The following is a 21639-nucleotide window of genomic DNA, read 5'->3' as shown; positions in this document are numbered from 1 at the left end:
TCGATGGATGGGACGGCCATCCTAGAAGTTGGCGGCTGAAGCCGACATCGGGGTTTCCATTCTTCCGGCCGGCTTTGCGACACGACCCAGCGCCGCATGTCGAGCGAGTGAGGCTTCAGACCGCCGCGACGACCGCAGCCTCCGTGACGCCGCCCGGCAAATGGGGCGGTGTCCTCACGATCGACGTGAGCGCGGGTTCGGCCGCGCGCAGCAGCGACAGGTCGGGCCGTGGGCGGCGCAGTTGTGGGTCGCCCGCGAATGCCTTCTCCATGGCATGCGCCGCGCCCAGCACCTGATGGTCGGTGCGGAAGCCGCCGACCACCTGCAGGCCGAACGGCATGCCCGCGTGATCGACGCCGCAGGGCAGCGAGATCGCCGGATGCGTGGTCAGCGTGACCACATAGGTCAGCGCGAGCCAGCGGTAGTAGTTGGCCTGCTTCTCGCCGTTGATGGTGTCGGCATACAGCTGCGTCCAGGGGAAGGGCGACACCGGTGTGGTCGGCGAGAGCACCAGGTCGTAGTCCGCGAAGGTGGACTGGAAGCGCTTGATCAGGCGCGTCTGCTCGGCCTGCGCCCAGGCGCTGTCGAGCAGGCTCATCTGCGCGCCCATTTCGTAGTTCGCGCGGGAGTTCGGGCCCAGGCTCGCGGGGTCGCGCTGGTAGGCGGCGTGCATGCCGGCCACGAAGGCCTCGGCGCGCAGCACGTCGAAGCAGCGATGCGCCTCGCCCAGGTCGAAGCTCACTTCGTCGCAGCGCTGGAACAGGTGCCGCATCGCGCCCATCTTGCGGCGCATGGTGGCGCGGATGCTGTCGTTCACCGCACAGGTGCCGAAGTCTTCGGTCCACGCGATGCGAAGGCGGCTGAGGTCGACGTCTTGCGGCTTGAGAAAGGAGAGCGGGTCCAGCGGATAGCTCAACGGATCGCCGGCGTTCATGCCGGCCGATGCAGCCAGTTGCAGGCAGGCGTCTTCCACCGTGCGGCCCATGGGGCCGACGACCGAGATCGGCGTCCAGCCCAGCGGCTTGCGCACGCTCGGCACCACGCCCGGCGAGGGCCGAAAGCCCACCACGCCGCACTTGGCGGCGGGAATGCGCAGCGAGCCGCCGGTGTCGGAGCCGGTGCACACAGGCAGCATGTCGCACGCCAGTGCCGCGGCCGAGCCGCCCGAGGAGCCGCCGGCATTGAGGTTCGGGTTGAAGGGGTTGCCGGTCGCGCCCCACACCTCGTTGCGCGAGTTGGCGCCCGCGCCCATTTCGGGCACGTTGGTCTTGCCGGCCACGATGGCACCGGCCTTGCGAAGGCGGGCCACCAGCTCGATGTCTTCCTGCGGCACATGGTCGCGGTAGATGGCCGAGCCCCAGGTGGTGAGCAGGCCTTCGGTCGGCTCCAGGTCCTTCACGCCCAGGGGCAGGCCGTGCAGCAGCCCCAGTGGGGCGCCTTGCACGACGGCGGCCTCCGCGGCGGCGGCCTCGGTTCTTGCGCGGTCGAAGCAGGTCGCGGTCACCGCGTTGACGAAGGGGTTCACCTGCGCGATGCGCGCGATGCACGCCTCCAGCAGTTCGACCGGGGAGATCGCCTTGCTGCCGATGAGGCGGCGCAGTTCGACGGCGGAGTGTTCGACGAGTTCGGTGGTGGGCATGTGCAAGGGTTGACGGGGCAGGCGGTGTTCGGTCTGGGAGGGTCAGTCGGCGGTGATGTTTGCGCGCGCGGCAACGGCACGCATCACCGGCAGTTCCCGGTTGATCAGCGCGCTCGCGGCCTCGGGGTTGCTGTAGACCGGCTCCAGCCCCTGGGCGCTGAGCTTGGCCCGCGTGTCCGGGTCGGCCATGGTCGCGGCGAGCGCCTTCTCGAGCCGGGCTTTTGCATCGGCGGGCAGGCCGCGCGGTGCGGCGAGGATCAGCCAGGAGTCCATGTCGATGTCGGGATAGCCGCTCTCGGCCAGGCTGGGCACATCCGGCAGCAGGCTGGAGCGCTTGGCCGTCGTCACCGCAATGGCCTTGATCTTGCCGCTCTTGAGTTGCGGGATGGCGGCGCTCACCGTGTCCACGCTGAACGCGACCTGCCCGCCCATGAGGTCCGTCATGGCCGGTGCGCTGCCCTTGTAGGGCACGTGCGTCATCTTCAGGCCGGCCGCATGCAGGATGGATTCACCGGCGAAATGCGAGGTGGTGCCGGTGCCGTAGGAGGCGTAGGAATACTTGCCCGGCGATGCCTTCACGTAATCCACGAACTGCTTGACGGTCTGCACCGGCACCTCGCTGTTGGCCAGGAGGATGAGCGCGAGCCGCCCGGCAATGCCGATCGGCTCGAAGCCCTTGACCGGGTCGTACGGCAGGTTGGGGCGGATGGCGGGGTTCACGGTGAAGGTGGTGCCCGAGCTCACGAGCAGCGTGTAGCCGTCGGGCGCCGCCTTGGAGACGTAGCTCGCGCCGATGATGGTTCCGGCACCGGCGCGGTTCTCGATGACCACGGGTTGGCCCAGCTCCTTGCTCAGCCGCTGGCCGAGGATCCGGCCGTTCACGTCCGTCGCGCCGCCCGGGGGAAAGGGGATCACCAGCGTGACCGGCCGCGATGGAAAACCAGGCTCCGCGGCAACCGCGGCGAGCGGCATCAATGCGGAGAGACCGAAGCAGGACATCAGTGCGATGCGGGCCAATGCGGGAAGGTTTTTCATGAGAGGGCTCCTGGAAAGTCTCATCCTAGGAGCGGGGATGGGCTGCCACAAGCGCAATGTTTAGAATTGTTGATTGCCGAATCGGCAATCGACAAGGCACGCCGGCCCTCAGGAATCCAGGAGAAATTCATGCGACTTCATGCACTGCAGGAGACGGCGGTCCGGTACTTTCTGGAGGTCGTGAAAACCGGCTCGGTGAAGGACGCGGCGCTCAAGCTCAACGTCGCGCCCTCGGCCGTGAGCCGGCAGGTCGCGCGGCTGGAGCGGGAGCTGGACACGCTGCTTTTCGAGCGCCATGCGCGCGGCATGGTGCCCAACGCGGCCGGCGAGCTGCTGGCCGCGCACGCCAAGCGGACGCAGCAGGACATCGAGCGGGTGGCCGGCGACATCGCGGGCCTGCGCGGCCTGCGCAGCGGGCATGTGCGCGTGGTGAGCACCGAGGGCTTTGCCTTCGATTTCCTGCCGACGCTGATCTCGCGTTTTCGGGCCAGCTACGAGGGCATCCGCTTTCACCTGGAGGTGGGCACGCCGAACGAGATTCCACGGCGGATTCGCGACGGCGAAGCGGATGTGGGCATGACGTTGAGCGCGCTGGCCGAGCCCGGCATCAAGGTCGAGCTGCGGCAGCCCAGCCCCATCCTGGCGGTGATGGCCCAGGGCCATCCGCTGGCCGCGCAGCGGCAGTTGTCATTGCGCCAGGTGGTGGGCTACCCGCTGGGCCTGCCGTCGGAAGAAAGCTCGATCCGGCAACTGCTGGACATCAGTTGCGGCCGGCAGGGGCTGCGCTATGTGCCGGCCATGTCCAGCAACCATGCGAATGCGCTGGTGAGCTTTGCGGCCGCGGGCGGCGGCAGCATCGCTTTTTATGGCGAGCTGTCGATCCGCACGCAGCTCCAGAGCAATGCGCTGGTCGCGGTTCCCCTGAAGGACAGGGAGATGAACGAGCGCTACCTGGAGGTGCAGACGCTGGCCGGCCGCTCGCTGCCCGATGCGGGCAAGGCGTTCGTGCGGTTCCTGACCGAGGCGATCAAGGAGACGGCCTGAGCGGACGAGGGCGCGCGTGTTTATTTGCGGCGGTTGCGGGCGCCTGGCGCCGAGGTTTGCGACGGCGCGGCGCCGCCGTCCACGCCCAGCCGGCCACCGCCGCCCAGGCCCTGGCCGCGCACCGTTTGCGCCTTGTAGTTGCGCAGCGAGCGAACCATCTGGTTGAAGGCGTCCATGAAGGCCGCGGCGATCACCTTGCCCTGCGGCGTGCGCGTGTAGCCTCCAACGCCGCCCGCGGCAGAGAGGCCGCCCAGGCCCCCAAAGCCCGCGAAGTCGGTCTTGGACGCACTGCCTTCCGCGGCCGCGACCTGCACGCCCGAGCGGTTGTCGATGAGCGTCAGGAGGGCGCTGGCTTCCTTGGTCTGCAGGCTGGCGCCGATGCTGGCGATGGCACGGCCGCGGCCGCCGCCGACCAGGCCGCCGAGCGCGCCGCCGATGCCGCCCGCGTCGTTGTTGCTGAAGACGATTTCAGGCGACAGGCCGTAGTCGGAAGCCACCATCTGGCCGCGGCCGAAGTTGCTGCCGCTGCGCATTTCGCCCGACTGCCGCAGCGCGCGTTCGCGCGTCATGGCGTTCATGCCGGCCGCGCCGCGCTCGACCACCACGAAGCAGTTCGACTGTTGCACCAGAAGGCGCAGCAGGTTGGCGGTGGGCGGCAGCTTGTATTCGCCGGTGAGCACGGTGTACCAGCCGGCGTTGACGTTCTCGATGAGGGAGACGGTGCCCAGCGGGGAGTCGCAGCGCTCCAGCGCGCTGCTCTCGCCGGAAGTGGCCGAGCCCGCGGCGCTGCCGGTGGCCATGGTCTTGGCTGACTGGCTGCCCATTTGCATGTCCATGGTCTGGCAGCCGGAGAGAAGCAGCAGCCCGGTGAGCGCGCTGGCCGCGCTTGCGAAAGAAAGTCTGGAGAAAGGCATGTCCGGATCCATCAGGTGAAAACAATGCGGCGCCCGCGTCGTGATGCGCCATTCATCGAATACCGAAGATGGACCGCACGGCCTGTACGGCCTCCCGATTCGCAGCGCCGCCGGCGACCGCGCGACGATACGGCCGGGGCGGCGGGCATGCCAGTGCCGAAAGTCATGGCGCGGTCACGGTGCGCCGAAGAGGGCGATGGCCTTTCTCGGCGCGAGCGGCAGTTAAAGTCGCGCTTTTTCTACGAGGAGAATTCAGATGGCAACCACCAAGAAGAATGTCGTTGCGGAAGCCGCCGCGGAACTCACCCGCCTGCAGGTCTCGCAGGCCCTGGCGATTGCGGGCGCATCGAACTTCAGCGGCGCTTCCGATCCGGCCTTTGTCGGCTCCATCCTCGTGGCCCTGGCCGTCAACACCAGCTCCGTCAGCGCGACCATCGACAACGCGAAGAGCCGCACCGGCATCGTCCAGCACTGAGGGCCCTGACCGGCCCGGACTGGCCCGGGCCGGTCAGGTCGTGTAGTCGCCGCTGGCCTCGGGCTGGAAGACCACCGCGAGCACGCGCGCCGCGGCCTCGCCGCCCGGTGTGCGCCATCGAGCCGTGTCGCCGGCCTTCAGGCCGAGCAGGCCGATGCCCACGGGCGACAGCACCGAGATGAGCCCCGTGGTCGGCTCCGCATCGCCGGGGTAGCAGACCACCAGCGTCTGGCGCTGCTGGGTGGGAAGGTCTTCGATTTCCACCCGCGCGTTCATCGTGACGATGTCCGCGGGCACCTCGCGGGACGCAAGCACTTCGGCCGCATCCAGCAGGTCGGCCAGTGCCGGGGAATGGGCGTTGTCCGCCGTGAGTTTGGTGAGACGGACGAAGTCCAGTTCGGTGAGCGTGCGCTCTCCGTGAATCGTTGCAAGCATGAATGAAGCACTCCAATGAAACGCGCGGGTGCGGTGCCCGGCGGTCTATGGTTTGCGCATCAAGGAAAGTAGCGGACCACCGGGCTCAGGAAAGTGCGGACGTGCGTCGCATGAAGACCATCGTCGCCACGGCCGCATTCAGGCGCGTGAATGCGGTGTGCTTGCAGGACGGGGTCGGGGGAGCCATGCGGTCCAGTGTAGGCGCCAAGGTGCGGGCCGACGGGCAAAGGCCTCACGGGCCTTGCCGGTAAGTGGGTGTGTCGCGGGGCCTTACCAGCGTTTGGAATTCGCGCCGTTGCGGCAGGAGGCGGCTGACCTCAATGCAGGGCCCGCGACTGCCACTCGGCGATCCAGGTCTCCACGCGCTGCTTCACGCGCAGCAGCGCATCCGCGCGGTCGTTGTCCAGGCTCGCGAGCGTGAGGTGGCACATGTCCACGCCGTCCAGCTGCAAGAGACCGATGCCGCCGAAGTCACCCTTGGTGTTCTTGGTGAGGCGAAGCTCGAAAGCCCAGCCCGTTGGAAGCATGGGATTGCATTCCGCTGCGAGGTCTGTGTTCAATTTGCGCCTTTCGCCATCCTTCGGACGGCTGTCTCAGCATAGGGCCTGAAGAGGGCGCGTGCCGGTGGCAAACCCTTGCCGGGGCCTCGGTCCTTCAGCTGTACGAACTCAGCTCGTTGTGCGCGTTTTGGTCTGTGGTCCTGGTGTGCGGCGTCGCATCCAGCCAATGCAATTCGCTGGGCGAATAAGGGCGGGACCACGACATGCCGTCCAGCCGCACACGCACCATCAGCCCCCGTGCAGTGGTAACGGTACCGGCTTGCCCCTGAAATTCGACCCGCGCGCCTTTGCGAGCAGGCACATCGAACCGCCTGCGAATGTCTTCAAAACTCATCCTTGCGTCCTCTTTTTCTTGTGCTCTGCGTCTGAGTTGTTCAGGGAGAACTGCGCAGAAGTGGCCGGACTTGAATCAAATCCGAGTGAGAGGAAGTTAGGGGCTGACCGGGAGCAGGGCTGTAGGAGGTTTTTGACGATGGGCCAAGGCCTGGGCAAACAAATGACCAGGGACCGCAGAGACCCTAATCGCCCATGAAGTAGGGGGCGGGGTCCACTGCATTGCCGTTTCTTCGCAGTTCGAAGTGCAGCTTGACCCGGTCCGACTCCGTGCGCCCCATGCGGGCGATCGGCTGGCCGCGTTTGACGGACTGGCCTTCCTTGACCAGCAACTGGCTGTTGTGCGCGTAGGCGGTGACGAAGACGGCGTCGTGCTTGATCATGACGAGCTGCCCGTACCCGCGCGGACCCACGGCCGAATAGACGACCTTGCCATCGCGTGCGGCAACCACGGGATCGCCTTCCGATCCGTCGAAGTCGATGCCCTTGTTGTTGCGGCCGTCGAAGCGCTGGATGACCTTGCCCTGCGAAGGCCGCACGAAATTGCGTTCGGCCTTTGCGACCGGTGCCGATGGCGTGGCTGCCGGCTCGCTGTTGCGCGGACGACGACTCGGCGCGGGCTTGGACGGCTCGTTGCGGGCCGTCGGTGTCGGCTTCTTGGCGGGCGCAGGGGCTGGCTTGGTTGCGCACCCGGCGAGCACGATGCTCAATGCGGCGGCGGCGATGGCCTGCGTGATTCGATGGGAAGCGCCGCAAGGGCGATGGATGGATGGGGAGGCCGGTGACTGCTGAAGATGCATGGCCTGCACTGTATTGGAATCTTCGCGCCGCTTCGATGCGCGCGGTCCTTACTGCGCAGCGCTTCGACGGCGGGCATGCTGTGCTTCTACTTGGAAGCGGGCGAGCCGCTGTCGGGTTGCGTTGCGGAGGCGCCGCCAGGTGGCAGGTTGCCGGGACCTTTCGCAGGGTCGCCGATTCCGTACGCAAACAGCACACCCACCACGATCACGGCGATGATCGCCAGCAGCGTGAACATCAGTCGTTTGCCTAGAACAGCCGGTCGGGGTTCCCGCTTTGGAGTCATGTCGTTTGCCCTCCGAATGGACTGGGATCGTCGTCTGAGGAGCGTGGGTCCAGCCCTGTTTTCGTCGTCTCGTCTGTCATGCCTGTCTCCAGTCCAGCGCGCGGAAACACCCTGCGCAGATTCAACATGACAGGTCCGACGGCGCGCAGCCGTGCCCATTTGCCGCCTTTGCCTGACAGCCGCTCTCCTACGTTGCGACTCATCTTGTGGGCCGACTACTGGATATTCGGCAGTTGCCGAACAAGCGCCCAACAATGAAAAAAGCCCACTGCAAAAAATGCAGTGGGCTTTCCAGTTGCCTTGCGGCTTGTAGTGGCTCCTCGACCTGGGCTCGAACCAGGGACCTACGGATTAACAGTCCGGCGCTCTACCAACTGAGCTATCGAGGAACAAGCCTCAGATTATAGCGCGGTTTTTTGGGCCTTCTCAAGCTCCCAAAACTTTCGCATAAAAAACTTTCGCTCGCGCGCTCAGAGCGCAACGCTCAGGCCCAAGCGCAAGGTGCGCGGCGCGCCGGGGAACAGATAGACATGGCCGAACTGGTAGGGCGATTCCTTCCAATAGCGGCGGTCGAACAGGTTGTCGACGGCCAGGGTCCAGGTGGTGTTCATCCCGCGCAGTTTGGTGTCGTAGCGGATCACCGCATCGACGCGCGTCCACGAAGGCAGCGTGATCGAACCGTCGGCCAGGACGTTGCGCCGCCCCTCGTAAGAAAGCTGCCCCGCCACTTCCAGGCCCGGCACCGACGCCACCCGATAGCCCGCCTGCGCGCGCAGCACCTGCTTGGGCACGTTGGTCGGCGATTGCCCGTTGCTCGCGGGCTCGACGATGCTGCCGCGCCGCTTGGCGTCCATCAGGGTCACGCTGCCGCCCAGGCGCCATGGGCCGTCGATCCATTGCGCGCCGGCTTCCAGGCCGCGGTGCACCGCGCGGCCGTCGTAGGTCGCTGCGCACGGGGTGGTGCCCAGGCGGTTGCACGCATCGAGGTTGGTCATGGGCCGCGAGATGTCGAACCACGCAAGCTGCCAGTTGAACGCGTCGTTGCCGCCCTTGATGCCCAGTTCCCACTGGCGCGAGCTCAGCGCGGGAAGCGCCTCGCCGGCGTTGCTGTACTGCGAGCTCTTGTTCGGCACGACCTGCGATTCGACGCCCTTGCCCCAGCTCGCATAAGCAAGCAGTCCGGGCTGGATCGCGTAGCTGGCCGCGATCCATGGCGTGGTGATGCCGTCCTTGTAGCCGGTGGGGCGCGAGCCGTCGGTGCGAACGCTGCTGCGGTCCAGCCGCGTGTGGCGCGCGCCGACCCATGTCGTGAAGCGATCGTTCCAGCGGATCGCGTCCTGCACCGACAGTTCGGTCGAGCGCTCGTCGCGGTTCGTGTTGACGTCGGTGAGCGTTGGGTCGGCCGGCACCACGGCGGTCGCCCAGATGTTGCCCGTGCCCACATAGTTGTAGGCCTGGTCCTGGAAGCGGTTGCGCACGCGGCTTTGAAGCAGGCCAAAGCCCAGCTCGTGCCGCACGCTGCCGGTCATCACGTTGCCCTTCAGGTTCAGGCTGCCCGCGGTCTGCGTGCGGCGCTCGTTCTCGCTGCGGAAGTCGTACACGTCGAAGGTGCCGTCGGAACAGTAGCGGTCGTAGTTGCCCTCGGCACCGCAGCCGAAGGCGTAGGCCAGGCGGTCGTCGGTCTTCAGGCGCTGCTGGCCGATCTGCGCGCTCCAGCGCCAGTCGGCGTTCAGCGCCTGGCTGAAGCGCACCGTGCCGGTCAGCGCCTTGAACACCGAGGGCTGCGACCACGGCTGGTTGTTCAGGTTGATGCGCGGATCGACCGGCGCGGGCAGCACGCTGCCCAGGAGGCTGTAGCCGTTCTGGCTCGGCTGCGTCTTGCGGCTTTGCTCGACCTCGAATTCCAGCACCGAGTCGCGCGTGATGCGCCAGTCGGCCGCCAGCGAGAACATGTTGCGGTTGCCGTCCAGGTTGTGCGTGAGCGGCTTCAGGTTTTCGCTGGCGATGTTGAGCCGGTAGCCGAACTGGCGGTTCTCGCCGAAGCGGCCGCCCAGGTCGAGCGCGCCCAGCACGCTGCCGCGGCTGGTGGTTTCGATGCGCACCGTGCGCAGGTCCTGCTCGGTGGGGCGCTTGACGACGTAGTTGACCAACCCGCCCGGCGCGCTGGTGCCGGCCTGGATGCCGCTGGTGCCGCGCAGGATTTCCACGCGTTCCTTGTTGTCGAGCGGGATCGATGTTTCCGCGCTGATGGGCAGGCCTTCGCGTCGGTAGTTGAAACGGTTGTCCAGCACGAAGCCGCGCACCGTCAGGTAGTCCCAGTAGCCGGCGGAGTTGTACGCGTCGGTCACCGACGAGTCGAACTGCGTGAGGTCCGCGAGCCGGCGCGCGCCGCTGGCGTTGATCTGCTTGCTGTCGACCACCGTGGCCGAGAGCGGCAGCTCGCGCAGCGGCACGTCGCCGAAGCCGCTCACGTCGGCCTGCGGCGCGGCGGCGCCTTCATTGACGGTGACTTCGCGCAGCGTGCTCTGTTGTGCGTGCGCGCCGGCGGCGCCGGCAAGGAGCACAGCGGCGATCGCGCAAGAAACGGGCGAGAGCGGCCAGGCGAAGGGCGTAGAGAAGCGAGAGAAGTGGTTGCTGTTCATGGGGTTCAGTTGCCCGGGGCGGCGTTCATTGCGGCGTTCATGGCCGTCATCCATTGCGCGGCCGTGGCCTCGGGGTCGTCCGCGGTCACCAGTGCGCGCACCACCGCGACGGAGCCCACGCCGGTGGCCAGCACCTCGGGCAGCCGCACGGCGTCGACGCCGCCGATACCCACCTGCGGGTAGCCGCGCAGCAAGCGCGCATAGGCCGCAAGCCGGGCCACGCCCTGCGGTGCGGTCGCCATCTTCTTGAGCGTGGTCGGGTAGACCGCGCCCATCGCGATGTAGCTCGGGCTCACCGCATCGGCGCGCACCATCTCGGCGTAGCCGTGGGTGCTGACGCCCAGCCGCAGGCCCGAGGCGCGCAGCTGCTGCAGTTCGTCAGGCGACAGCGCGTCCAGGTCTTCCTGGCCGAGGTGAATGCCATAGGCGCCGGCCGCGATGGCGACCTGCCAGTGGTCGTTGATGAAGAGCAGGGCGCCTGTGCCTTGCACGGCCTCCACGGCCGCCTGCACTTCGCGCGCTATGGCTTCTGCCTCGTCCGACTTGAAGCGCAACTGCACGGTCGGCACGCCGGCGCGCGCCATGCGGCCGACCCAGGCCGCATCGGGCAACACCGCGTACAAGCCCAGCCGCTCCGGGCAGGTCGGAAATGCGTCCTCGCGAGATGCGGGCGGAAACGGCCGCATGCCGAAATCGGCGGGCGCCTCGGGCCACTGGGTGGCGTCGAACTGGCCCAGGCGTTCGGTCTGCGCGTGCCAGGCGAGCGCGAGGCATTCGGCGTCGATCTCGATGAAGCCGAGCGCGCCGCATGCCTGCTTGGCGCCGCGATAGACCGCATCGTCCGACGAGTAGGCGGTGGCGCCCACCGGCGATGCGGTGATGGCGCCGAAGCGCAAGCCGTGGGCCGCGACGATGGCATGCGCGATGGCCTGTGCGGAGGTGTGTGCGTCGTTCATGGTGCGTGCGCTCATGCCGTGTGATGCCAGAAGGGCGTGCCCAGCACCGGCGTGCTCGGCTGGGCGGAGTCTTGTGCGGCCATCGCGCCGGCCCTGTAGGCAGCGCGCCCGGCCTGCACCGCATCGGCAAAGGCACCGGCCATCGCGACAGGCGCCTGCGCGAGCGCAACGGCGGTGTTGAGCAGCACGCCGTCGTAGCCCCACTCCATAACCTGGCAGGCATGCGAAGGCAGGCCCAGCCCCGCATCGACCAGCATCGGCACCTTGAGCCGGTCGCGCAGCACCTGCAGCGCATACGGATTGACCGGCCCGCGCCCGCTGCCGATGGGCGCGGCCCACGGCATCACGGCCTGGCAGCCCACGTCGACCAGCCGCTGGCACACGACCAGGTCTTCGGTGCAATAGGGCAGCACCTTGAAGCCGTCGCGAATCAGCTGCGAGGCGGCATCGGCGAGGTTCAGCGTGTCGGGCTGCAGCGTGTAGTCGTCGCCGATGAGTTCCAGCTTGATCCAGGGCGTGTCGAACAGTTCGCGCGCCATGTGCGCGGTGGCGATCACTTCCTGCACGCTGTGGCAGCCGGCGGTGTTGGGCAGCACGGGCACGCCGAGCTTTCGCAGCAGCTCCCAGAAGCCGTTGCTCGTGTCGTTGCCGCCCGAGCCCTGGTTGGCCGTCTGCCGGCGCAGCGACGCGGTCAGCATCGCGGGCTTCGCGCGCTTGACAGCCGCTTCGAGCAGGTCGGGCGAGGGGTAGCGCGCGGTGCCCAGCAGCAGGCGGCTCTGGAAGCTTTCTCCGTAGAGAACCATCGGGTCGTTCGGGGTGGTCATGGTTGTCGTCTCCATTTTTTTCAGCCGCCCGTCACGGGGCGGATCACTTCGATGCAGTCGTCGGGTTGCAGCGTGCGGGCGGCATAGGCCGAGCGCGGCACGAACTCGCGGTTCACCGCCACCGCGAAAGGCGGCACGGCCTGCAGCGCGGCCAGTGCGTCGGGGAGCGTGGCGCCCGCGGGCAGCGTGAAGGGTTTGTCGTTGATCAGGATGTTCATCGTCATGCGTCCCCGGATGTCTCGGTTGCCAGGCCGAAGCGCGTCGCGAGCGCGGAGTGGCCCTGGGTGAGCAGCTCCATCGCCGCGTCGAGCATGGCCGGCGCGATCATGAAACCGTGGCGATAGAGGCCGTTGATCTGAAGCACGCGCGGCCAAGGCTGGCGAATGGCGGGCAGGTTGTCGGGCAGGGTGGGGCGGCACTGCGTGGCGATCTCGACGATGCGCGCCTCGGCAAAGCCGCTGTGCACTGCGTAGGCCGCGCTCAGCAGCTCGAGCGTGGAGCGCACGCTGGCGGGCGACATGTCGTCCGTCTCGATCTCGGTCGCGCCGATCACGAAGATTTGGCCGGGCTTGGGCGCGATGTAGAGCGGGTAGCGCGGATGCACCAGCCGCGTGGGGCGCTGCAGCGCGACCTCGGGCGCGTGCACGCGGATCACTTCGCCGCGCACGCCGCGCAGTGCGGTCCATTGCGGTCTTGCGCCGAGGCCGCGGCAGTCGATCACCCAGTCGGGCTGGCCGTTGCTGCCTGGCGAGAAGTCGGATGGTTCACGCGGCGATTGCCAGTGCAGCGTGACGTTCGGGCTGGCATGCAGCGTGGCAAGCAGCGAGGTGAGCAGCGCGCGGTTGTCGAGCTGGCCTTCGCCCGGAAGGTAGAACCCTTGTGCAAAGCGCTGGCCCAGCGAGGGCTCCAGTGCGGCGATGGCTTCGCCGGCCAACGTTTGCATGGGTGCGAGTTCGGGCACTTGCGCGCCGGTGTGGGCCAGCACGCGTGCAAGCCGCGCGGCCTCTGCCGCGTCCTGCCGGTGCCACAGCACCAACGTGCCTTCGCGCTGGAAGAACACGGGCTGCGCCAACGGTGCGAGCAACTCGGGCCAGCGCGACAGGCCGTACTGGCCCATGCGCACCACCGACACTGGCGCCACGGCCGATTCGGCCAGGGGCGCGAGCATCGCAGCGGCCACGCGGGCAGCCGCGCCTTCGGCGTCGGGGCTGCCGGCTTCGTGGAGCGAAACCTTGCAGCCTGCCTGTGCGAGCGAGACTGCGAGCAGGCGGCCCATGAGGCCCGCGCCCAGGATGGCGACGGATTGAAACGGGAGGCTCATGGTCTTGCTCCTTTCCCCGATGGGGGAAGGCCGGGATGGGGGCAGGCCCTCGAACAAGAGCCGCGCTTCAGCGAGGGCCGTCGTGCCCCCACCCCAACCCTCCCCCAGCGGGGGAGGGAACAATGCAAAGCCCGTCGCCGATAATTTTCCGCATGACCCAAGCACCACCCTCCGCGCCGCAAGCGCCCCTGCGCTACGCACGCGTGCTCTCCATCGCCGGTTCCGACAGCGGCGGCGGCGCCGGCATCCAGGCCGACCTGAAGACCTTCGCGGCCCTCGGCTGCTACGGCATGACGGCCATCACCGCGCTCACCGCGCAGAACACGCGCGGCGTCTCGGGCATCCACGGAGTGCCGCCGGCTTTTCTGAAGGCGCAGATCCAGGCGGTGGTGGAAGACATCGGCGTCGACGCCGTCAAGCTCGGCATGCTGCATGCGCCCGAGGTGGTGGAAGTGGTGGCCTGGGCCATCGACCACTACAAGCTGCCGAACGTGGTGCTCGACCCGGTGATGGTCGCCACCAGCGGCGACCGCCTGATCGCTTCGGAGACCGTGCAGGTGCTGGTGCGCGAACTGTTCCCGCGCGCTGTGGTGGTCACGCCCAACCTCGACGAGGCCGCCTTGCTGATCGGCCATGCCATCGACGGCATCGCCGCGCTCGACGGCGCGGCCGACGAACTGCTGGCGCTGGGTGCCAAGGCCGTGCTGCTCAAGGGCGGCCATCTGCCGGGCGATGAGGTGGTCGACGTGCTGCTGCAATCGGGCGGCACCCGCAAGCGCCTGGCCTCGCAGCGCATCGCGAGCCGCAACCTGCACGGCACCGGCTGCACGCTGTCGTCCGCCATCGCGGCGCACCTGGCGCTGGGGCTCGGCTTGCCGGAGGCCGTCGAGCGCGCGCGCACCTACATCCTCGGCGCGATGGCGGCCGGTGCGGATGTGCGCGTGGGTGCAGGCCATGGGCCGCTCAACCACGGCTTTGCGCCAGTGCCGATGCATCGCCTGCCGTTGCCGGCATCGGCTTTGCCCGGCTGATCCAGGCCAGCACGAAGGTCGCGGCCAGCGTCGGCAAGGCGGAGCCGAACTGCGGCGCCCATTTGGCAAGCGCGTGGTACGCCGCGATGCCGGCGATCCAGATCAGCGCCGCGGCCCAGTCGATCTGGCGCGTGCCGGTGGTGGTCACCGCGTGCCCGGTGCCCAGGCGCCCGAGGATCACGCCGTACAGCGGCACGAACACCGAGCTCAACAGCAAGAGGAAGGGCTCCAGCGTGTGCATCGGCAGCACCAGCGCAAGCGCGATGCAAAGGGCCGTCAGCAGCAGGCCCCAGCGCTTCACGCTCCAGCGCGGCAAGAGGCTGTGGGTGGAAACCGAGCCCGAATAGACATCGCCGTACGCGTTGTCGAGTTCGTCGATGAGGATGAGGCCCAGCGCCACCAGCCCGCCTTGCGCCAGCAGCAGCGCGGTGACCAGGCCCGTGCCCGGCTCGGCCACGCTCACCACCATCACGCCGAGCGCGTAGCACCAGATGTTGGCGAGCGCATAGCCGATCCAGGTGCCGGTGAACGCGCTGCCCAGGCGACCGGCGCTGCGCTTGCCGTGGCGCGCGTAGTCGGCCACCAGCGGCAGCCACGACACCGGCATCGCGATCACCAGGTCGAGCGCGCTGAACATGCCCATGCTGCCGTTGCCGGGGCGCTCCCAGAAAGCCTCCAGCCCCTTGGCCTGCAGGCGCGTGGCGAATTGCCAGGTCAGCCAGAGCAGCGAGATCACCACCAGCGGCAGGCCGAAGCGGCTCACGAAGCGCCGCACCAGCTTGACCATGGAGCCCGCGAGCAGTGCCAGCAGCACCGCGCCCCACAGCAGCGTGGTCAGCACGCCGCCCCAGAAGCCGCCGAGCGAAGCGCCAAAAGCCACCTGGCCGATGGCCTGCGTGCCTTCCCGCATGATCACCAGCTCGAAGGTGGTCCAGCCCACCAACTGCACGATGTTCAGCAGCACAGGCAGCCGCGCGAAGGCGCTGCCGTAGGTGGCGTGCATCAGGCCGGCGCTGGCAAGGCCGGTTTCGCAGCCCAGGCGCGCGGTCCAGGCGAGGAGGCCCGCGCCGATGACCGAGCCCAGCGCAATGGCCATCGCCGCATCGCGCGTGCCCACGGCCGGCATCAGGTAGGCGCCGATCTGCATCACCAGCAGCCCGACGCCCAGGCTGAACCAGAGCGAGGCGTGGTCGTGCCAGCCGAACACGCGCCGCGATGCGGGCAAGGGCGTCAGCGCCTCGTTGCCAGAGGAAGATTCTTCGTTGTTGTCGTGTGCCATCCGTTTGCTCCAGTGCAAAAGGTTTGGCAGGTGGGCGAGGCTCCAGCAGCGCTGCCGCCACGCGAGACAACGTGACAGGCCGCCGGACCAGCTTCCCTGCGCGAGGATTACCTCAGTCAGGTTCAAAGGGACTCTCTCAGTCAGCCCCGGAACGGATTCCGGCTCGACACCCCTAGCGATGCACCGCAGCGAACTGTGGCGCGGGGCGGATTTTATCCCCTGCCGGGCGGCGTCATGCGCCCTTGACCCTTCGCGCGAACGCCTCCAGCCCGTCGATGGTGATCTGGATGTGCCGCTCGAAGCTGCTGTCCAGCGGCACGGTGGTGCCGTTGTCCCAGCGCAGGATGAAGGCGTTGTTCGCCAGCAGCGGCAGGTTGCGCGTGAGCACCGGGTGGTCGAGCGGGCGGATGGTGTGGACGCGCTCGCGCAGCTCTTCGGACCACGCCTGGGTGTTATCCGCAGGCAGTGGCGAGAACTCCATGGTCACGAAGCCCAGCATGGCCGCGATCACGCAGTTGTAGGCCTCCAGCAGCGATTGGCCTTCGAAGCCGGCCTCCGTCAGCGCCTCCAGCACGCCTTCCACCAGCTCGGTCGCCAGGCTGCCGTTGGAGACCAGTTGCGCGCCCAGCAACTGCGCCACGTTCGGGTGGCGGCGCACCGCCGCGCGGCAGCGGCGAAACAGCTCGGCGATCCATTCCTGCCAGCGCAATTCCGTCGGCGGGGTGACCTGCGCCATGACCAGTGCGGCCACCTCGGCGAGCAGGGCTTCGCGCGTGCTGACGTGCCAATGCACCGTGGCCGGGTACACGCCCAGCTGCGCCGCAATTTCGCGCATGCTGAAAGCGCCCAGGCCGAATTGGTCGATATGCGCCAGCGCGGCTTCGGCGATGCGCTGTTTCGACAGCGCGCCGCCGCCGGCGGGGCGGCCGGCTGTTCGGGGTTTGGGCTCGGGCGCTTTCTTTTTCATGGATGCGGGGATTGTCGGGCGGTGGAATTGATTGTATAAACATTATTAATTGAGCATTGATCAATTAAATGGGATCAATCTTCACCCGCCCATCCTCCAAGGACCGAACCATGACCGACGCCGCCATCGACCAGGCCCTCGCCGAAGCGCATCGACGCTTCACCGAACGCAACCCCGCGAGCCGGCGCCAGTTCGACGAGCAAACGCGCTACATGCCCGGCGCCAACACCCGTTCGGTGCTTTTCTACGCGCCGTTTCCGCTCACCATCGCCAGGGGTGAAGGCGCGGCGCTCTGGGACGCCGACGGGCACCGCTATGCCGACTTCATCGCCGAGTACACGGCCGGCGTCTATGGCCACTCGGCGCCCGAGATCCGCGATGCGGTCATCGAGGCGATGCAGAGCGGCATCAACCTCACCGGGCACAACCTGCTCGAAGGCCGTCTGGCCAGGACCATCTGCGAGCGCTTTCCGCAGATCGAGCAATTGCGCTTCACCAACTCGGGCACCGAGGCGAACCTGATGGCGCTCACCGCCGCGCTGCACTTCACGGGGCGGCGAAAGATCGTGGTGTTTTCAGGGGGCTATCACGGCGGCGTGCTCGGCTTCGGCGACAAGCCGCTGCCGACGACGGTGCCCTTCGACTTCATCGTGCTGCCCTACAACGATGCGCAAACCGCGCGCGCGCAGATCGGCAGGCACGGGCCGGAGATTGCCGCCATCCTGGTCGAGCCCATGCAGGGCGCGGGCGGCTGCATTCCGGGGCGGCTCGACTTCCTGCAGGCCTTGCGCGAAGCGGCAACGCAGGTCGGCGCGCTGCTCGTCTTCGATGAGGTGATGACCTCGCGCCTCGCGCCGCACGGCCTGGCGAACAAGCTGGGCCTCAAGGCCGACCTCACCACGCTGGGCAAGTACATCGGCGGCGGCATGTCTTTCGGTGCCTTCGGCGGGCGCGCGGACGTGATGGCGCAGTTCGACCCGCGCACCGGCGCGCTCACGCACTCGGGCACTTTCAACAACAACGTGATGACGATGGCGGCCGGGTACGAGGGGCTCACGAAGCTGTTCACGCCCGAGGCGGCCGGTGCGCTGGCTGAACGCGGTGAAGCGATGCGTGCGCGGCTCAACGCGCTGTGTGATGAAGAGGGCGTGGCCATGCAGTTCACCGGCGTGGGTTCGCTGATGAATGCGCATTTCCTGGCCGGTGAGGTGCGGCGTGTGGACGATCTGGCGGTGGTCGACGGGCGCCTGCGCCAGCTGCTGTTTTTTCACCTGCTGAGCCAGGGCATCTACACGTCGCCGCGCGGCTTCGTCGTGCTCTCGCTGCCGGTGATGGACGCGGACATCGACGGCTACGTCGCCGCCATCGGCAGCTTCATCGGCGAGTACCGGACGCTTATGCCTGGCGCGAAGTAGCCACGCCCAGCAACTCGTGCAGCCGCGTGCTGGTGGTCGTGTACTGCAGCGGCACCGCCTTGCCCGGGAACACGATGGCGGTGGCGCCCCAGGCCGCCAGCGTGGCTTCGTGGAAGCCGCAGACGATGAGCTTCTTCTTGCCCGGGTAGGTGTTGATGTCGCCGACCGCGAACACGCCGCGCTCGCGGGTTTCGTACTTCTCGGTATCGACCGGCACCTGCTTGCGCTCGAGTTCCAGGCCCCAGTCGGCGATGGGGCCCAGGCGCGGCGAAATGCCGAGGCAGGCGACCAGCGCGTCCAGCGGCAGGTCGACGGTCGTGGCGTCGGGCGTGGTGATCTGCAGTTGCTTGCCGTCGAAGGCGGTCGGTTGGCCGACCTGGAAGGCCAGCTTGCCCGCGGCCACCAGGGCGCGCATGGCGGCAACGTTCGCTTCGTCGGCCTGGAAGCCGTCGCGCCGGTGGACCAGCGTGACTTGCCTGGCGATGGCGGTAAGAGCGATGGCGGTTGCTAGCGCGATGTCGTCGCCGCCGTTCACCACCACCGTCTGGCCTGCAAAGCGGTCCAGCGATTCGGGGTGATAGAAAAGTGAAGTGCCCTCGAACTGCGCAATGCCTTCGATGGCGATGCGCTTGGGCACGAAGGCCCCCACACCCGCCGCAATGAACACCGTCTTCGCCAGAAAGGCCTTGCCCGCGGAGGTCGTCAGCAAGAGGCGCTCGTCGGCTTGCCGCGCCAGCGTGGCCACCTGTTCGCCGAAATGAAACTGCGGCTTGAACGGCGCCACCTGCGCGAGCAGCGATTGCGCGAGTTCGCGCCCGCTGGTCACCGGCGTGCCGGGAATGTCGTAGATCGGCTTGTCGCCATAGAGCGCCACGCACTGGCCGCCGGCGGCGGGCAGTGCATCGACGATGTGGCAGGAGATTTCAAGCAGGCCCAGCTGGAAGGCCTGGAACAGCCCCACGGGGCCGGCACCGACGATCAGGGCGTCGGTTTCGATGGCAACGGCAGGGGCGGCGGGCTGGTTCAGCGCACCAGCTCCCCGACCTTGCCCGTCTTGTCTTTCCACTCTTCAGCGTCAGGCAAGGCGGGCTTGCGCTTGGTGATGCTCTTCCAGCCGTCGGCCACGGCCAGCTCGGCGTTGATCTTGATGAAAGCGAGCTGGTCTGCCGGAAGGTCTTCTTCGGCGTAGATCGCATTGACCGGGCACTCGGGGATGCAGACCGCGCAGTCGATGCACTCGTCCGGGTCGATCACCAGCATGTTGGGACCTTCGCGGAAACAGTCCACGGGGCAAACGTCCACGCAGTCGGTGTATTTGCAACGGATGCAGGCTTCGGAGACGACGTGGGTCATTTGTTTTTGACGTCAGTTGGATCGGGGAAAACCCGAGATTTTAGGCCTTTGCGGCGGAGGGTTGCACGAGCACCGCCGCAGCGGTCTTGTGAGAGGCGGTATCGACCAGCACCAGCGAGCCCAATGCACGCGATTGCGTGAAGGGCAACACGGCCAGCGGCTGCTGCAATGCGAGCACCACGTCGCCGATGGAATTGGCTTCCAGCTGCGTCGTCGGCTCCGATTCGAGCGTCGTGATGTTCACGCGATCGACGATGCGCGCCACCTTGGCCTTGACCCAGCGGTGGCCCTGCAGCGCCCAGTACACACGGCCCGCAACCAGCGGCTCGTCGTCCAGCCAGGCCACGGTGGCGGTGATCTCGCGCACCGGCTCGAAGGCGCCTGGCGCCAGAAGCCAGTCGCCGCGCGACACGTCCACCTCGCGGTCCAGCACGATGCCGGCGCTGTGGCCCGCATGCACCGACTTCGGCTGGCGCGTGTGGCTCAGCACCTGCGCGACGGTGGCGGTCTGGTTGCTCGGCAGCACGGTCACGCGCTGGCCCGGCTCCACATGGCCAGAAGCCACGCGGCCCCAGAACACGCGGCGGCCCTGCGAGGTGTCGGCGGACGAAGAGAACTTCTCGACCCACTGCACCGGAAAAGCGAAGGGCACGGCCTCGTCCTGCACCGTGACCGGCAGCTCTTCGAGCAGTTCGAGCAGGCTCGGGCCTTCGTAGCCCACCCAGTCGGCATGGCGCGTGGCCACGTTCCAGCCCTTGAGCGCGGAAATCGGCACGATGCCCGCCACCTGCACGCCGGCCGCTTCGGCAAAGGCGTTCAGCGCGGTCGAGATGCGCTCGAAGGCCAGGCCCGCATCGTCGATGGCGTCCAGCTTGTTGACCGCGAACACGATGGACTGCACGCGCAGCAGGTTCGCCAGCAGCGTGTGGCGGCGCGTCTGCGGCAGCAGTTCGCGCTTGACCACGGTGCCGTCTTCCACTTCGGCGGCCCAACCCAGCTTGGTGGCATCGACCAGCACCACGGCGGCATCGGCGGCCGAGGCGGCGGTGACCATGTTGCGGGTGTACTGCTCATGGCCCGGTGCGTCGCCGATGATGAACTTGCGCTTGGCGGTCGAGAAGTAGCGGTAGGCCACGTCGATGGTGATGCCCTGCTCGCGCTCGGCCGAGAGGCCGTCGGTCAGCAGGGCGAGGTCGGTTTCACCGCCGCGCTGCACACCGGCCAGCTGGTCTTGCAGCACGGTCTTGCTGTCCACCAGCAGGCGGCCGATCAGCGTGCTCTTGCCGTCGTCGACCGAGCCGCAGGTGATGAAGCGCAGGGCGGTGCCGGTGTCGCCATGCACGGCGAGTTCGTTGGGGGTGGCTGTCGTCGCGCTCATCAGAAGTACCCGTCTTTCTTTCGTTTTTCCATCGAAGCTTCCGAAGTCATGTCGTCCATCCGCGTCGCGCCGCGTTCGCTGACGTCGACCGACAGCGTCTCCAGCACCACATCGCCCGCATCGGCCGCGAGGCTCTCGACCGGGCAGGTGGTCGTGATGTCGCCCACGGTGCGAAAGCGCACGTCGCGCACCTGCACCGTTTCGCCGTCGCGCGGCGGGGTGAGTTCGGTCACCGGCACCAGCAGGCCGCGGCGCTCGACCACTTCGCGCTTGTGCGTGTAGTAGATCGACGGCAAGCCGACGTGTTCGCGCTCGATGTACTGCCACACGTCCAGCTCGGTCCAGTTCGAGATCGGGAACACGCGGAAGTGTTCGCCGGGCGCCAGGCGCGTGTTGAACAGCGTCCACAGCTCGGGGCGCTGGTCTTTGGGCTGCCATTGGCCGAAGGAATCGCGGTGCGAAAAGATGCGCTCCTTGGCGCGCGCCTTTTCCTCGTCGCGGCGGGCGCCGCCGATCAGCGCGTCGAAGCGGAATTCCTCGATCGCTTCGAGCAGCGTGACCGACTGGTGCGCGTTGCGCGATTCACCGGGGTGGGCCAGGCGCACGGTGCCGCGCTTCATCGAATCCTCGACGCTGCGCACGATGAGTTCGGCGCCCAGCTCCTTGGCACGCTGGTCGCGGTAGGCCGTCACTTCGGGGAAGTTGTGGCCCGTGTCGATCATCAGGAGCGGGTAGGGAATGCGGCCGGCGCCGAATGCTTTCTCTGCGCACTTCAGGAGCACCAGCGAGTCCTTGCCACCCGAGAACAGCAGGGTGGGGCGCTCGAAGGCGGCCGCCACTTCGCGCAGGATGAAGATGGTTTCTTCCTCCAGCGCATCGAGGTGCGTGTTGGACAGGTGCGCGGGTGAGTGCATGGACGGCTGCAGCAGTTCGGTTTCGGTACGGGCGTTCATC

23 protein-coding genes and 1 tRNA gene are annotated in these 21639 nt (G+C 67.7%); 4 read left to right on the top strand and 20 right to left on the bottom strand.

Annotated features, from left to right (window positions below):
* Positions 1 to 115: 115 nt before the first annotated feature.
* Both ABIC90_RS06650 and ABIC90_RS06645 read right to left on the bottom strand, forming a co-directional pair.
* Entirely contained in the window at positions 116 to 1639 is a 1524-nt protein-coding gene (locus ABIC90_RS06650; RefSeq protein WP_354353292.1) for an amidase, read from the bottom strand.
* 42 nt (positions 1640 to 1681) lie between these two features.
* Positions 1682 to 2674, bottom strand: coding sequence for a Bug family tripartite tricarboxylate transporter substrate binding protein (locus tag ABIC90_RS06645; protein WP_354353291.1), 993 nt, complete (start codon positions 2672 to 2674; stop codon positions 1682 to 1684).
* Positions 2675 to 2803: 129 nt separating this feature from the next.
* Between ABIC90_RS06645 and ABIC90_RS06640 the strand changes: the two genes are divergently transcribed.
* The gene (locus tag ABIC90_RS06640; protein ID WP_354353289.1) at positions 2804 to 3718 is read left to right on the top strand and encodes a LysR family transcriptional regulator; all 915 of its coding nucleotides are present in this window, start codon (positions 2804 to 2806) and stop codon (positions 3716 to 3718) included.
* A 20-nt stretch (positions 3719 to 3738) separates the two neighbouring features.
* On the opposite strand, the gene ABIC90_RS06635 is transcribed toward ABIC90_RS06640, so the two are convergent.
* On the bottom strand, positions 3739 to 4632 hold the full coding sequence (locus tag ABIC90_RS06635; RefSeq protein ID WP_354353287.1) for a CsgG/HfaB family protein: 894 nt from the start codon (positions 4630 to 4632) through the stop codon (positions 3739 to 3741).
* Positions 4633 to 4888: 256 nt separating this feature from the next.
* Between ABIC90_RS06635 and ABIC90_RS06630 the strand changes: the two genes are divergently transcribed.
* Positions 4889 to 5107 (top strand): hypothetical protein, encoded by a 219-nt coding sequence (locus tag ABIC90_RS06630; RefSeq protein WP_354353285.1) that lies wholly within the window; start codon positions 4889 to 4891, stop codon positions 5105 to 5107.
* A gap of 33 nt (positions 5108 to 5140) precedes the next feature.
* Here the strand turns inward: ABIC90_RS06630 and ABIC90_RS06625 are convergent, their stop codons facing one another.
* The 11 genes from ABIC90_RS06625 to ABIC90_RS06575 all read right to left on the bottom strand — a co-directional run bounded on the left by ABIC90_RS06625 (position 5141) and on the right by ABIC90_RS06575 (position 13262).
* Positions 5141 to 5542, bottom strand: a complete 402-nt coding sequence (locus tag ABIC90_RS06625) for a GreA/GreB family elongation factor (RefSeq protein ID WP_354353284.1) — start codon at positions 5540 to 5542, stop codon at positions 5141 to 5143.
* Between the two features lie 317 nt (positions 5543 to 5859).
* On the bottom strand, positions 5860 to 6069 hold the full coding sequence (locus tag ABIC90_RS06620; RefSeq protein WP_354353283.1) for a hypothetical protein: 210 nt from the start codon (positions 6067 to 6069) through the stop codon (positions 5860 to 5862).
* A gap of 127 nt (positions 6070 to 6196) precedes the next feature.
* Positions 6197 to 6436, bottom strand: coding sequence for a polysaccharide deacetylase (locus ABIC90_RS06615; RefSeq protein ID WP_354353282.1), 240 nt, complete (start codon positions 6434 to 6436; stop codon positions 6197 to 6199).
* 184 nt (positions 6437 to 6620) lie between these two features.
* Positions 6621 to 7235, bottom strand: a complete 615-nt coding sequence (locus ABIC90_RS06610) for a murein hydrolase activator EnvC family protein (protein WP_354353281.1) — start codon at positions 7233 to 7235, stop codon at positions 6621 to 6623.
* Between the two features lie 86 nt (positions 7236 to 7321).
* Complete coding sequence (locus tag ABIC90_RS06605; protein ID WP_354353280.1) at positions 7322 to 7471, bottom strand: hypothetical protein; 150 nt, start codon at positions 7469 to 7471, stop codon at positions 7322 to 7324.
* Between the two features lie 361 nt (positions 7472 to 7832).
* Positions 7833 to 7908 (bottom strand) — tRNA-Asn (locus ABIC90_RS06600).
* 81 nt (positions 7909 to 7989) lie between these two features.
* A complete protein-coding gene (locus ABIC90_RS06595; protein ID WP_354353279.1) occupies positions 7990 to 10161 on the bottom strand; it encodes a TonB-dependent siderophore receptor in 2172 nt (723 codons plus the stop codon).
* A gap of 5 nt (positions 10162 to 10166) precedes the next feature.
* Positions 10167 to 11132, bottom strand: coding sequence for a thiamine phosphate synthase (thiE, locus tag ABIC90_RS06590; protein WP_354353278.1), 966 nt, complete (start codon positions 11130 to 11132; stop codon positions 10167 to 10169).
* The gene (locus ABIC90_RS06585) at positions 11129 to 11941 is read right to left on the bottom strand and encodes a thiazole synthase (protein WP_354353277.1); all 813 of its coding nucleotides are present in this window, start codon (positions 11939 to 11941) and stop codon (positions 11129 to 11131) included. Before ABIC90_RS06585 ends, thiE begins: the two co-directional genes overlap by 4 nt.
* Positions 11942 to 11961: 20 nt before the next feature.
* A complete protein-coding gene (gene thiS / locus ABIC90_RS06580; protein ID WP_354353276.1) occupies positions 11962 to 12165 on the bottom strand; it encodes a sulfur carrier protein ThiS in 204 nt (67 codons plus the stop codon).
* Complete coding sequence (locus tag ABIC90_RS06575) at positions 12162 to 13262, bottom strand: FAD-dependent oxidoreductase (RefSeq protein WP_354353275.1); 1101 nt, start codon at positions 13260 to 13262, stop codon at positions 12162 to 12164. Before ABIC90_RS06575 ends, thiS begins: the two co-directional genes overlap by 4 nt.
* Before the next feature lie 152 nt (positions 13263 to 13414).
* Between ABIC90_RS06575 and thiD the strand changes: the two genes are divergently transcribed.
* Positions 13415 to 14293: a bifunctional hydroxymethylpyrimidine kinase/phosphomethylpyrimidine kinase gene (gene thiD, locus ABIC90_RS06570; RefSeq protein WP_354353274.1), complete on the top strand. Its 879-nt coding sequence runs from the start codon at positions 13415 to 13417 to the stop codon at positions 14291 to 14293.
* On the opposite strand, the gene ABIC90_RS06565 is transcribed toward thiD, so the two are convergent.
* Complete coding sequence (locus ABIC90_RS06565) at positions 14226 to 15572, bottom strand: purine-cytosine permease family protein (RefSeq protein WP_354353273.1); 1347 nt, start codon at positions 15570 to 15572, stop codon at positions 14226 to 14228. The two genes, thiD and ABIC90_RS06565, sit on opposite strands and share 68 nt — an antisense overlap.
* 232 nt (positions 15573 to 15804) lie before the next feature.
* Positions 15805 to 16539 (bottom strand): TetR/AcrR family transcriptional regulator, encoded by a 735-nt coding sequence (locus ABIC90_RS06560; RefSeq protein WP_354353272.1) that lies wholly within the window; start codon positions 16537 to 16539, stop codon positions 15805 to 15807.
* A gap of 110 nt (positions 16540 to 16649) precedes the next feature.
* Between ABIC90_RS06560 and ABIC90_RS06555 the strand changes: the two genes are divergently transcribed.
* On the top strand, positions 16650 to 17954 hold the full coding sequence (locus tag ABIC90_RS06555; RefSeq protein ID WP_354353271.1) for an aspartate aminotransferase family protein: 1305 nt from the start codon (positions 16650 to 16652) through the stop codon (positions 17952 to 17954).
* On the opposite strand, the gene ABIC90_RS06550 is transcribed toward ABIC90_RS06555, so the two are convergent.
* From ABIC90_RS06550 to cysD, 4 genes are read right to left on the bottom strand one after another with little or no spacing between them, the layout of a single operon-like run.
* Positions 17935 to 19020, bottom strand: coding sequence for an NAD(P)/FAD-dependent oxidoreductase (locus ABIC90_RS06550; protein WP_354353270.1), 1086 nt, complete (start codon positions 19018 to 19020; stop codon positions 17935 to 17937). The genes ABIC90_RS06555 and ABIC90_RS06550 overlap by 20 nt on opposite strands.
* On the bottom strand, positions 18978 to 19307 hold the full coding sequence (gene fdxA / locus ABIC90_RS06545) for a ferredoxin FdxA (RefSeq protein WP_354353269.1): 330 nt from the start codon (positions 19305 to 19307) through the stop codon (positions 18978 to 18980). The genes ABIC90_RS06550 and fdxA overlap by 43 nt, the downstream gene beginning before the upstream one ends.
* A gap of 40 nt (positions 19308 to 19347) precedes the next feature.
* Complete coding sequence (locus ABIC90_RS06540; RefSeq protein ID WP_354353268.1) at positions 19348 to 20685, bottom strand: sulfate adenylyltransferase subunit 1; 1338 nt, start codon at positions 20683 to 20685, stop codon at positions 19348 to 19350.
* Positions 20685 to 21638, bottom strand: a complete 954-nt coding sequence (cysD, locus tag ABIC90_RS06535; RefSeq protein WP_354353267.1) for a sulfate adenylyltransferase subunit CysD — start codon at positions 21636 to 21638, stop codon at positions 20685 to 20687. The genes ABIC90_RS06540 and cysD overlap by 1 nt, the downstream gene beginning before the upstream one ends.
* Position 21639: the final 1 nt, after the last annotated feature.

It is taken from the genome of Variovorax boronicumulans, from assembly GCF_040544675.1.
GTDB lineage: Bacteria > Pseudomonadota > Gammaproteobacteria > Burkholderiales > Burkholderiaceae_C > Variovorax > Variovorax boronicumulans_D.
This window is presented reverse-complemented; position numbering and strand designations above follow the sequence as displayed.